Here is an 11,485-nt window from a genome sequence, read left to right on the forward strand (position 1 = left end):
TACCATTGCCCGCCGTGGAGTGGACGACGCGGGACGACGAGGCATAGGTGGTTCCACGGACCCTCCTTGACGCACTGACCAGCCTGGTGATACTGGTCGGCGCGGATGGTCGCGTGCTCGATGCCGGAGCCGCGGCCAGAACCTTCCTCGGCGAGCGGTTGGCTGGAACCGAACCGGTCCACCTCGGGGACCTGGCCGACGTGGTCGAGCCCTCGGCACGGGTCCGGCTGCGCGATGTCGTGCCGCGCGCGCTGGCCCGCACCGGGCAGTGGCGGGGAACCGTCGACCTCCTCGACGCCGCGGCCAACGTGGCGCCGTTCCAGGTGTCGGTGCGGGTCGACCCGTCAGGCGCCATCGTGATCGTCGCTCATGACACCGAGGACGTCCGCGCCCGGGAAACCGCCGAACGGGAGTCCCGGGCCAAGGACGAGTTCATCGCACGCCTCGGCCACGAGCTGCGCACCCCGCTCAACGCCGTGCTGGGTTTCGCCCAACTTCTGGAGCTCGAACCACTGCCGGCAGAGCTGCACGAGGACGTCGAACGCATCATCACCGGTGGCCGGCACATGCAGGCCCTCATCGACGACGTGCTCGATCTCGCCCGGCTGCAAGCCGGGCGCGGTGACATCAGAAAGGGACCCGTCAACGTCCTGGAGATCGTCCATGGTGTCGTCGAGCTGGTCGAACCGCTCGCGGAGCAACGCGGCATCCGCCGGGTCATCTCGCCGGCCGAGCCGCTGGTCGCCGACGCCGACCGCCGCCGGCTGTGGCAGGTCCTGCTCAACCTGGTCGGCAACGCGCTGAAGTACGGACGCGAGGGCGGCACCCTGCGGGTGGGCATCGTGCCCATCACCGGAGCCCGGGTCCGGATCGAGGTCGAGGACGACGGCAACGGACTCCCACCCGAGGCCATGGACCGGCTGTTCCGGCCGTTTGAACGGCTCGGAGCCGAACGAACGGGCGTCGAGGGTAGTGGACTGGGTCTGGCGCTATCCCACGCTCTGGTCACGGCGATGGGGGGTGTCCTGACGGCGGCAAGCCGTTTCGGGGTCGGCAGTGTCTTCGCGGTCGTCCTGGACACCGTCGACGTCCGTTTCGACGATGACGACGACGACGACTTCGACGGATTCGGTCCGGGACCCGGATACGGACACGGATACGGACACGGATACGGATACGGACACGGCCCGGACCACGGGTTCGGGCCGGCGCCGGCTGTCCTGGCCGCCCGATCGGACGCAGCGTCGCGCCACGTCGGTTATCCCCGGGTCGTACACGTCAGTGGTGATCCCGCGACCCGGACGATGGTCACACACGTGCTACGCAACACCCTCGGCGCGGACACGGTCTCGGTGCCGCGGGCCGCGCTGGCCCTCGACGCGGTCCGGCGGTCCCGACCGTCGCTGGTCCTGCTGGACCGGGACCTGCCGGACGGCAGCGCCGAAGACCTGCTGCGGACCCTCGCAGCGGACGCTCAGGCGGGGCGGATACCCACGGTCGTACTCACCATGGACGATGACCCGAGAGACCTCGTGCGGCTGCGCCAGGCCGGTGCCGTGGACGTGGTGGGAGCGCCCCTGGACGTCGCCGCGGTGGTTGCCGCGGCCGGCCATCTCGCCGCCGCCAACACCGCCAACACCGCCAACACCGCCAACACCGCACCCTGACATGTCAGTCGTGCGGACATGTCAGTCGTGGCGCGGCTGCGTCGTGGCCAGACCGGCGACGACGCGGTCGGCGGCCGTGTAGGGGTCGGTCCGGCCGGCGACGACCTCCGCGGCCAGGCCGTCGAGCAGGGAACCCTCGCGCAGGTCACCCATGCGGAGCCGAAGCTGGGTGAGCGCGATCTGCTCGATCTCGTCAGCGGCCCGCCGGCGCCGGCGGGCGTCCAGGACACCGTGCTCGACCAGCCACGCACGATGGTCGGCGATCGCATCCACGACCTCGGCGATGCCCTCCCCACGCGAAGCCACGGCCTTGAGGACCGGGGGTCGCCATGCCCCCTGGGAGGCGGTTGCGGGTCCGGTGAGCGCAATCATGTGTGTGAGCTCGCGGTAGGTGTTTTCCGCGCCATCGCGGTCAGCCTTGTTGACCACGAAGACATCGGCGATCTCCAGGATGCCGGCCTTTGCGGCCTGGACGCCGTCACCCATACCCGGGGCCAGCAGCACCACTGTGCAGTCGGCCAGTGATGCGATGTCAACCTCGGCCTGACCCACCCCCACGGTCTCGACCAGCACGACGTCGAAGCCGGCCGCGTCGAGCACCCGCAGTGCCTGCGGTGTCGCCCAGGACAGCCCACCCAGATGCCCGCGCGAGGCCAGCGAACGGATGTAGACCCCGGGGTCGGTGGCGTGCTCCTGCATCCGTACCCGGTCGCCGAGCAGCGCACCGCCGGTGAACGGCGACGACGGGTCGATGGCCAGGACGCCGACGCGCAGGTCACGAGCTCGAAACGCGCTGACCAGCGCGGATGTCGAGGTCGACTTGCCCACTCCGGGAGATCCGGTGAGGCCGATCACCTGCGCGCGACCGGACCGTGGCGCAAGCAGGGCCATGATCTCGCGCAGCTGCCCGGACGCATCCTCGACCAGGGAGATCAGCCGTGCGATCGCCCGCGGACTACCGGCGGTGGCCGCGTCCACCAGATCGGTGGCGGACGCGGCACGCAACCGGGCCGGGGCTGCCGTCCTAGGGGCAGCGGTCACGCCGGGACACGCAGGATGAGGGCGTCTCCCTGGCCGCCGCCGCCGCACAGCCCGGCGGCACCGATGCCGCCGCCGCGGCGACGCAGCTCAAGGGCGAGCGTGAGGGCGATCCGGGTACCGGACATGCCGACCGGGTGGCCGAGGGCGATCGCGCCGCCGTTGACGTTGGTGACCTCCGGGCCGATACCGAGCTCGCGCATGGACTGGATCCCCACCGCGGCAAACGCTTCGTTGATCTCGTAAAGATCCACGTCAGCGGGAGTCAGGCCCTCCTTGCGCAGCGCCGCCGAGATCGCGTTGGCCGGCTGGGACTGCAGCGAGGCGTCCGGGCCGGCGACGAAGCCGTGCTGGCCGACCTCGGCGAGTACGGTCAGCCCGAGCTCGACAGCCTTCGCCCGGCTCATTACCACGACCGCCGCCGCGCCGTCGGAGATCTGCGAGGCCGAGCCGGCCGTGATCGTGCCGTCGTCGCTGAAGGCGGGACGCAGCTTCGCCAGCGCCTCCGAGGTGGTGTCACCGCGGACACCCTCGTCCTGGCTGACGAGCACCGGGTCACCGCGGCGCTGGGGCACCTCGACCGGGACGATCTCGTCGTCGAACAGCCCGTTCTTGATCGCGGCGGCGGCGCGCTGATGGGAGCGGGCGGCGAACTCGTCCTGCTCGACCCGGCTGATGCCCAGCCCCGCGTTGTACCGCTCGGTTCCCAGCCCCATCGCGACCTGGTCGACCGCGCAGAACAGGGCATCGTGGGCGGTGGCGTCCAGCAGCTCGGCACTGCCGTAGCGGACGCCCTCACGCAGGGACGGCAACAGGTGCGGGGCACGTGTCATCGACTCCATGCCACCGGCGACGACGACGTCGAACTCGCCACTGGCGATGTAGGTGTCGGCGAGTGCGATCGCGTCCAGACCCGACAGGCAGACCTTGTTCACCGTGATCGCGGGAACGTTCATGGGGATGCCGCCCCTGATCGCGGCCTGGCGAGCGGTGATCTGCCCCTGACCCGCCTGAATGACATGCCCCATGATCACATAGTTGACCTGCTCACCACCGATACCGGCCCGCGCCAGCGCGGCCTTGATCGCAAATCCGCCGAGCTCGACGGCGGGGAAGCCCTTCAAAGCGCCGGACAGCTTGCCGATCGGGGTTCGCGCGCCGGCCACGATGACAGAACCAGGCATGGATGGCCTCCCGGGAGTGCGACTGCGTGTTCTGCAACGATAACGTGATCTTCATCAAGATGCTGCGGCCAGCGGGCACGTCGGAGTCGAGACGGGTGTCCGTGGGGAGCGGGTATGGCAGCATCGCGTCCACACCCGCGAGAGAGAGGGCTCGAGTCCGCGATGTTCACGAGAATCGATCATGTCGGCATCGCCGTCCGGGACCTGGACACGTCCATCGCCTGGTACGAGACGACCTTCGGGCTCACCGTGGCCGCCCGGGAGGTCAACGAGGAGCAGGGCGTTCGCGAGGCCATGCTGCTCGTGGCCGAGGCCGCCCCGGGTGGTTCATACGTGCAGCTGCTCGAGCCGATCCGGGATGACTCCCCGGTCGGGAAGTTCCTCGCCCGCAACGGCGAGGGTGTCCACCACGTCGGCTACGGCGTCGACGACGTCGAAGGTGCCCTGGCCGCCATCGCCGGGCAGGGCGTCCGCCTGGTCGACAAGCGGCCCAGGCACGGCTCGATGGGCGCGAGTATCGCCTTCCTGCACCCGAAGGACACCGGCGGTGTGCTCACAGAACTGGTACAGGCCCTCCCCAAATAGCCGTTTCGCGACAATGTGGGGTCAGGCGATCCCGCAGCCGGCGGTGAAGGGCGACGGAGCCGATGCCAGGTCCACCGTGGCGTTCGCGGGCGAGCCGACCGCCGTGAACCCCGTGCCCGTCATCTGCCATGTCGTCGATGTCACCTGGTAGATCCTGTCCGTGGTCCGGTCTCCCGCGGCGACCACGACTTTTCCACTCTCACAGCGGAAACCGTCACCATGGTCGCCGTTGAGACCGGCACGCAGCGGACTGCCGTTGACGACCCGCAACTGCCCGGTCGAGGTCAGCCTGGCGACACCATAGTTTCTGGTCTCGCCGCTGCTGTCGGTCTGGACGATCAGCTCGCCGTAACCGTCACCGTCAATGTCGACGATCGAGAAAGTGAACGGTGCCGCCACCGCCGGGAAGGTCACCGCGGTTGATCCGAACATGCTCAGCGCGACCCTGACCGTGCTGTCGGACACGGTCGCCGGGTCCCTCACGCCATCCCCGTCGACATCGCCGGCCATCGCCGGGACGGACACCGGCGGCGGGAGGGTCGGCGAGTGGACGTTACTGGGCGTGCCGCTGGGACGGCTGGCCGACGCCGTCGGCGTTACCCCGTCCCCCGGATTCGGGCTGGTGGGCGACGCCGAGGTCTCCAACCGGCTCGGCGTCCCCGACGGCCGCACCTGACCGCCCCCGCCCGTCCCACCGTGGCCCGGTGGCTGCGAGGCCGCCGTGCGGACCGCGGTCACCTCGGGAGTCGGCTGGGTCAGCGGCGGCACGGTCGGCTCGACCAGGATGGACGGGGGACCGGGTTCGATCGCCACGTAGGCGAGGCTGATCAAACCGGCCAGCGCCAGCCCACCGACGGTCGTCGCCGGCACCCGCATCCGCCGCCTGCGGATGATCCCGGCCCGGATCCGCTCGTAGCCTGCCGGGGAAGCCCGAACCGGATCAACCGCTTCGGTCAGTAGACGACGCAGCTCGTCAGGCTCGAGCGCGGTCACCGCAGACCCTCCAACTTGGTGCCGAGCGCGGCCAGCCCGCGGGACGTGTAAGCCTTGACCGAGCCGACGCTGCACTTCATGACCGCTGCCGCGTCCGCCTCGGAGAGGTCCGCGTAGTAACGCAGGACCACGGCCTCGCGCTGGCGGCGCGGCAGCTCCCGCAGCGCCTGTATGACCGCGGCGCGTTCGACGAGGGTGTAGGCGCCCTCCTCCGCGCTGGCCGCGTCCGGCATGGGTTTGGGCGCATGCTTGAGGGCCACCAACCGCCGCCGCAGCGTCGAGCGGGCAAGGTTGACCACCGTCTGCCGTAGGTAGGCGAGCGCCTTGTCCCTGTCCTGCAGCCGCCCCCAGGCGGCGTGCACGCGGATGTAGGCGTCCTGGACAACTTCTTCGCACAGCCCGACGTCATCCAGGAGGAGGGCGGCAAGGCGGACCAGCGACCGGTAGTGCTCTGAATACAGAGCCGTCAGGGCGGCGTCAGCATCCCGGGCGACCTCGCTGCGAGCGGCGTCGCTCCGCGCAGGCACGGGCCGCCACCCCTCCACTACTGTCATGGGCGCGGTCACGCCACGTCAGACGCTCTCCTACCCCAAATGGTTGCTCTCAGGTTGTATCGCTTCCAGCGCGGACGCACACCCCCAACCGCGCGACTCATAGGCATACCCGTCGGTAGCATCTGCCCAGCGCCACCGGATGACGCACGGGAGGTCGATCGTGAAGGAAATTGTCGAGGCAATTCTCGCCTCCGACACGCCCAAAGCGGCGTTCGCGGCCCTGCCGGTACCCGAGACCTACCGGGGAGCGGTGGTTCGCAAGGACGAGATCAACATCTTCAACGGGCTGGCATCCCAGGACAAGGACCCCAGGCGCGCCCTGCACATCGACGAGGTCACGACCCCGGACCTCGGTCCCGGCGAGGCGCTGGTCGCCGTGATGGCCTCCACGATCAACTACAACACCGTCTGGACGTCGATCTTCGAACCACTGCCGACGTTCGGCTTCCTGGAGCGTTACGGCCGGCTGTCCCCGCTCGGCAAACGCCACGATCTCCCTTACCACGTGGTCGGCTCCGACCTCGCCGGTGTCGTGCTGCGTACCGGTCCCGGCGTACACATGTGGTCCCCCGGCGACGAGGTGGTCGCCCACTGCCTGTCGGTCGAGCTGGAACGCCCGGACGGCCACGACGACACCATGCTCGACCCCGAGCAGCGCATCTGGGGCTTTGAGACGAACTTCGGCGGGCTCGCGGAGCTCGCCCTGGTCAAGGCCAACCAGCTCATGCCCAAGCCCGCGCATCTGAGCTGGGAGGAGGCCGCCGCACCCGGGCTAGTGAACTCCACCGCCTACCGTCAGTTGGTATCCCACAACGGCGCCAACATGAAACAGGGCGACGTGGTACTCATCTGGGGCGCGAGCGGCGGGCTCGGCTCCTACGCGACCCAGCTGGCACTCAACGGCGGCGCCATCCCGGTGTGTGTCGTGTCCTCGCCGCGCAAGGCCGAGATCGTACGCCGGATGGGCGCCGATCTGGTGATCGACCGGGCCGCCGAGGACTACCGGTTCTGGACCGACGAGCACACCCAGAACCCCAAGGAGTGGCAGCGCCTCGGCAAGAAGATCCGCCAACTGACCGGCGGCGAGGATCCCGACATCGTCTTCGAGCACCCCGGGCGGGAGACCTTCGGCGCGTCCGTGTACGTCACCCGACGTGGCGGTACGATCGCGACCTGCGCGTCCACGAGTGGCTTCATGCACTCCTACGACAACCGCTACCTGTGGATGAACCTGAAGAAGGTGGTCGGATCGCACTTCGCGAACTACCGCGAGGCGTGGGAGGCCAACCGGCTGATCACCAAGGGCCTGGTCCACCCGACCCTGTCCCGCGTCTACCCGCTCACCGAGACCGGTCAGGCCGCCTACGACGTCCACCGCAACCTCCATCAGGGCAAGGTCGGGGTACTCTGCCTCGCACCGGTTGAAGGTCTCGGGGTGCGCGACGGCGCCACCCGCGAGCGCCATCTCACCGCGATCAACAGGTTTCGCGGAGTTTAGAGCGGCCCGATTTCTGTCCCGGTGCCGACTGCATACCGGCTCCTGCACCTCCCGGTGGCTGGTCTGGCACTCTGATGTCCTATGAGCGAGCAAACCGATCTCATCCCAATGTCCGACGGCACGGACGCGTCTCCGGACTTCGATCTGGTTCGTCGCGGCTACGACCCACATCAGGTCAAAGCGCACGTCAACTGGCTCGTCGAGCAGCTGCGCGAAGCGGAGTCGCATCGGGCCGCCGCCGAGGCCGCGGCGTCCGAGGCCGCATCCGAAACCGCGACGGCACGTGATCATCTCGCTGCCAACCGACCCGCGTGGGAGGAGTTCGGCGGCCGGATCACCCAGATTCTCCAGCTCGCGGAGGAGGAAGCCGCCGACGTGCGGGCGGAGCGGACGCGGGAGGTGGACGCCGCGCTCCAGCAGGCCCAGCAGGAGCATGCCGAGGCGCGGCGGACCCACGAGCGGACGATCCGCGATGCCGAGGCGAGCGCCCAGGAGATCCTCTCGACAGCGCAGGCCGAGGCCGAGACCATCGGCGCCGCCGCGCGTTCGACCGCCGAGACAGCCGAGGAGGAGTCCCGCCGCCGGCTGGCTGATCTCGGCCGACAGCGGGACCAGGTGACCGCCCAGCTTGGTCAGCTGCGCGACCGGTTGGCAGCGGCCATGGCTCCGCTCGACCTCGGATCGGACCCGTCGCCGGCGGACACCGGGCAACCGGCGGCCGCCCGTTCCTGAGCCGCCCGTTCCTGAGCCGCCCGTTCCTGAGCCGTCCGTTCCTGAGCCGTCCGGTCCCGCCGCCGGCCCAGCGGGATCACCAGCCCGGCGGGATGGTGCGCCGGTCACGACGGGTCCAGCAGGCCGTGTGCCAGTGCCTACGCTCGGCAATATGATCATCGCGCCAGCAGACGACGTGCGGGGTCGCCGGCAGGATCTCCTGCTGGCAGCCGGGGCAGCGGTAGTACTTGCGTGCGGCCGCGCCGCTGATCCGGCGCACGATCCAGTCCCCGTCGGCACGCTGTTCGATCGTCTCGGCGCCGACGACGGCCGGTGGGAGCGGTGGTCGCTCCGGCCGCGCGCGCCGCGACCGTCTGCGGGTCACCGCGGACGCGACGCCGGCGGATCTTCCGGGCGGCGGGGGCGCGCCACGCGGGGCCGTGGTATGCCCCGGTCGGTGCCGGGCTCGGACGCGGGCGTCCGGCCGACGACGTCATCCTCGACACGGTCACCCCTGACACGGTCACCCCTGACACGGTCACCGTCGATGACTTCACCCTCGATGACGCGGTGCGGGTCATCTCCCATTCCAGGGCGCCGACGGGAGCCGGCTAGCCGGTCCATGGTCGACTCGGCGAGCGTCCTGGCCAGTTTCACCCGTCGGATCATCCCTCGCGGCGATGACAGCGCAGAAGACGCGCCGATCATGACCTGGAAGGTCCGGTCGCTGCCGCGCCAGTGCTCGCGCAGGATGGCCTCGCCCGCGCCCATCTGCAGGCGACGGAACGCGAAAGCCACGAGCGCGATGTCGTCCAGCTGACCCACGACGGGAATCAGGTTCGTCAGCCGGTTGCGCGGCGAGACCAGATAGGCGAGGGATGCCGCAGCCTCCATCTTGGCCGACTGCGACACCCGCGGGTCGACGAGAACCCGCCGCAACATCACCACGAGATCGGGCACGAACGTCGCGATCTCGCGGCCGACCTCCCGTGCGGCGTCCTTGTCCAGCGAGACCATGGGCTTCCTCCGAAACGACGGCGGGACCAGGCGGGTCATGCCGGTACCCGGCCCAGTACAAGATCCGAACCGGCACAACATGATGTCCGGCGCCATCGTAGGCGACGAAACGCGCGTCCGAACCGCCCCGGACCGGTCACCGACCCCGTCGCCGGATCAGTGGACGCGAAAGCCGCGCCGGGTCTTGCGACCGAGATAACCTGCCTTGACAAGGTGTTCAAGCAGGGGCGCCGGGGCGTATCCGGGCTCCCGGAACTCCAGGTACAGCGTGCGCACAATGGCAAGCGTCACGTCCAGGCCTACGACGTCGGCGAGCTCGAACGGCCCCATCGGATGAGCGCAGCCGACCTTCATCGCCGTGTCGATGGCCTCGACATCCGCGTAATGCGCCTCCAACATCCTCACGGCGTCGTTGAGATACGGGAACAGCAGCGCGTTGACGATGAACCCGGCACGGTCCGCGCAGAGCACCGGATGTTTGCCGGCCGCCCGCGCGACCTCCAGAACCGTCGCGGTGACGTCGTCGGCGGTCAGAACGGTCGGCACGATCTCCACCAACCGCATCACCTGAGCCGGGTTGAACCAGTGCATCCCCACCACATCCTGGGGACGCGACGTGGCGGTCGCACACTCGATCACCGGCAGGGACGACGTGGTGGTCGCGAGGATCGCCCCGGGTCGGGCGATCGCGTCGATCTCGGCGAACAGGGCTCGCTTGACCTCGAGATCCTCCACGACCGCCTCAATGATGAGGTCACAGTCGGCGAACGCGGCAAGATCGGTCGTGGCCCGCACCCGCGCGAGGGTCGCGGCCCGCTCGTCCGAGGTGATCCGGCCCTTGGCGACCGCCTTGTCCAGCGACCACTCGATTTTCTTGCGGACGTCGGCGATCTTCGCTTGGCCGCGCGCACGCAGGACCACGTCATAGCCGGAGCGGGCGGCGACCTCGATGATCCCGCTGGCCATGGTTCCGGTACCGATGACACCGATCGTGCGCACCGGTCGGGGCGGCGCGCCCGATCGGCGGGTTCCGGTCCCGGCTGCGGTCCCGGACGCGGCTGCTGTCCCGGTCCCGACTGCGGTCCCGGACGCGGAGGACATGACGGAGTCCGATGTCACGGCATCGACGATCTCGGATGAATCGGGAGCCGCGTAGGTGTAGAAGCCGCGGCCGGTCTTGCGACCGAGCATCCCGGCGGTGACCAGTTGCTTGAGTAGGGGCGCCGGAGCGTGCAGGTGGTCCCGGGAGGTGTGGTAGATCGAATCGAGGATCTCGTACGCGGCGTCGAGGCCGATCAGATCCAGCAACGCCAACGGGCCCATCGGATGACCGCAGCCGAACCGCATGGCCGCATCGATGTCCTCACGGGTGGCGTAGTGGGCCTCCAGCATCCGCACGGCATTGTTGAGGTAGCCGAACAGCAGGGCGTTGGCGATGAAGCCGGCCCGGTCCCCGGCGACAACGGCGGTCTTGCCGACCTTCGTGACCAGCATCTCAAGATCCGCCAGCACCGCCGGGTCCGTCACCACCGTACGGATGATCTCTACAAGGCCCATCACCGGCGCCGGGTTGAACCAGTGGGTGCCGACGACCCGCGAGGGCCGGGACGTGCCGGCGGCCAGCTCGGTGATCGACAGTGAACTCGTGTTCGTCGCGATGATCGTTCCGGACGGACACAGTGCGTCCAACTCGGCGAGAACCGCCCGCTTGTCCTCAATCCGCTCGGGCACCGCCTCGACGACCAGCCCACAGGCCGCCACAGCCGACAGGTCGGTGCCGGCGTGGATCCGGCCGAAGAGCGCGTCCCGGTCGGCCTCGGTCAACTTGCCGCGGCTGACCGCCCGGTCGGTGGAGTGGCGGATGTGGCCGAGCCCCCGGGCGAGTGTCTCGTCGTTGAGCTCGACGCCCACCACGTCGATGCCGGCGCGGGCAAGGACCTCAGCGATCCCCGCGCCCATGGTGCCGAGTCCGACAACTCCGACCTTCGCGAAGTCCTGGGCCATGCCGACCACCCCTCTCGTCGCTGTGTCCATGCCCGCTGGCGGTGCGCGAGATACTCTCAGATCTTTGGCGCACAAGCGCACGATCGCCATCCGACGTGGCATCCATGAGAAACCGGGCAACGAGGCACCGCGCGACGCGAAACCGCGCAACGCGAAACCGGGCGACGCGAAACCGGGCGACGAGGCACCGCGCAACGCGAAACCGGGCGACGCGAAACCGCGCGACGCGAAACC

General features: G+C 69.5%; 11 protein-coding genes. 4 read left to right on the forward strand and 7 right to left on the reverse strand.

The window, feature by feature from the left end; genetic code table 11:
* Window positions 1-47: 47 nt before the first annotated feature.
* A complete protein-coding gene (locus U9977_RS13640) occupies window positions 48-1,667 on the forward strand; it encodes a hybrid sensor histidine kinase/response regulator (protein WP_322749622.1) in 1,620 nt (539 codons plus the stop codon).
* A gap of 21 nt (window positions 1,668-1,688) precedes the next feature.
* Here U9977_RS13640 and meaB read toward each other — a convergent pair whose 3' ends face one another.
* Window positions 1,689-2,708: a methylmalonyl Co-A mutase-associated GTPase MeaB gene (gene meaB, locus U9977_RS13645; protein ID WP_322749623.1), complete on the reverse strand. Its 1,020-nt coding sequence runs from the start codon at window positions 2,706-2,708 to the stop codon at window positions 1,689-1,691.
* Entirely contained in the window at window positions 2,705-3,889 is a 1,185-nt protein-coding gene (locus U9977_RS13650) for an acetyl-CoA C-acetyltransferase (RefSeq protein WP_322749624.1), read from the reverse strand. The genes meaB and U9977_RS13650 overlap by 4 nt, the downstream gene beginning before the upstream one ends.
* Window positions 3,890-4,051: 162 nt before the next feature.
* Here U9977_RS13650 and mce point away from each other — a divergent pair, with 162 nt between their 5' ends.
* Entirely contained in the window at window positions 4,052-4,474 is a 423-nt protein-coding gene (mce, locus tag U9977_RS13655) for a methylmalonyl-CoA epimerase (RefSeq protein WP_322749625.1), read from the forward strand.
* Window positions 4,475-4,495: 21 nt separating this feature from the next.
* On the opposite strand, the gene U9977_RS13660 is transcribed toward mce, so the two are convergent.
* Together U9977_RS13660 and U9977_RS13665 are read right to left on the reverse strand one after the other, a co-directional pair.
* Window positions 4,496-5,467, reverse strand: a complete 972-nt coding sequence (locus U9977_RS13660; protein WP_322749626.1) for a VCBS repeat-containing protein — start codon at window positions 5,465-5,467, stop codon at window positions 4,496-4,498.
* Window positions 5,464-6,021, reverse strand: a complete 558-nt coding sequence (locus tag U9977_RS13665; RefSeq protein ID WP_322749627.1) for a SigE family RNA polymerase sigma factor — start codon at window positions 6,019-6,021, stop codon at window positions 5,464-5,466. Before U9977_RS13665 ends, U9977_RS13660 begins: the two co-directional genes overlap by 4 nt.
* Window positions 6,022-6,181: 160 nt before the next feature.
* Between U9977_RS13665 and ccrA the strand changes: the two genes are divergently transcribed.
* Both ccrA and U9977_RS13675 read left to right on the forward strand, forming a co-directional pair.
* Window positions 6,182-7,519, forward strand: coding sequence for a crotonyl-CoA carboxylase/reductase (gene ccrA, locus U9977_RS13670; protein ID WP_322749628.1), 1,338 nt, complete (start codon window positions 6,182-6,184; stop codon window positions 7,517-7,519).
* Window positions 7,520-7,600: 81 nt separating this feature from the next.
* On the forward strand, window positions 7,601-8,251 hold the full coding sequence (locus tag U9977_RS13675; protein ID WP_322749629.1) for a sugar-binding protein: 651 nt from the start codon (window positions 7,601-7,603) through the stop codon (window positions 8,249-8,251).
* Window positions 8,252-8,327: 76 nt separating this feature from the next.
* Here the strand turns inward: U9977_RS13675 and U9977_RS13680 are convergent, their stop codons facing one another.
* From U9977_RS13680 to U9977_RS13690, 3 genes are all read right to left on the reverse strand, one after another.
* Window positions 8,328-8,615: a hypothetical protein gene (locus U9977_RS13680; RefSeq protein ID WP_322749630.1), complete on the reverse strand. Its 288-nt coding sequence runs from the start codon at window positions 8,613-8,615 to the stop codon at window positions 8,328-8,330.
* Window positions 8,612-9,286: a YkvA family protein gene (locus U9977_RS13685; RefSeq protein WP_322749631.1), complete on the reverse strand. Its 675-nt coding sequence runs from the start codon at window positions 9,284-9,286 to the stop codon at window positions 8,612-8,614. Before U9977_RS13685 ends, U9977_RS13680 begins: the two co-directional genes overlap by 4 nt.
* A 117-nt stretch (window positions 9,287-9,403) precedes the next feature.
* The gene (locus U9977_RS13690; protein ID WP_322749632.1) at window positions 9,404-11,251 is read right to left on the reverse strand and encodes a 3-hydroxybutyryl-CoA dehydrogenase; all 1,848 of its coding nucleotides are present in this window, start codon (window positions 11,249-11,251) and stop codon (window positions 9,404-9,406) included.
* Window positions 11,252-11,485: the final 234 nt, after the last annotated feature.

Origin of the sequence: Protofrankia sp. Cas8 (genome assembly GCF_963555845.1) — a bacterium.
In the GTDB taxonomy this organism is placed as follows: Bacteria; Actinomycetota; Actinomycetes; order Frankiales; family Frankiaceae; genus Protofrankia.

Excerpts from the sequence above, each read along its gene's own strand:
- U9977_RS13650 (WP_322749624.1), bottom strand. The coding sequence starts at position 3,889 with ATGCCTGGTTCTGTCATCGTGGCCGGCGCGCGAACCCCGATCGGCAAG.
- mce (WP_322749625.1), top strand. The coding sequence starts at position 4,052 with ATGTTCACGAGAATCGATCATGTCGGCATCGCCGTCCGGGACCTGGAC.
- U9977_RS13665 (WP_322749627.1), bottom strand. The coding sequence starts at position 6,021 with ATGACAGTAGTGGAGGGGTGGCGGCCCGTGCCTGCGCGGAGCGACGCC.
- U9977_RS13675 (WP_322749629.1), top strand. The coding sequence starts at position 7,601 with ATGAGCGAGCAAACCGATCTCATCCCAATGTCCGACGGCACGGACGCG.
- U9977_RS13685 (WP_322749631.1), bottom strand. The coding sequence starts at position 9,286 with ATGACCCGCCTGGTCCCGCCGTCGTTTCGGAGGAAGCCCATGGTCTCG.
- U9977_RS13690 (WP_322749632.1), bottom strand. The coding sequence starts at position 11,251 with ATGGCCCAGGACTTCGCGAAGGTCGGAGTTGTCGGACTCGGCACCATG.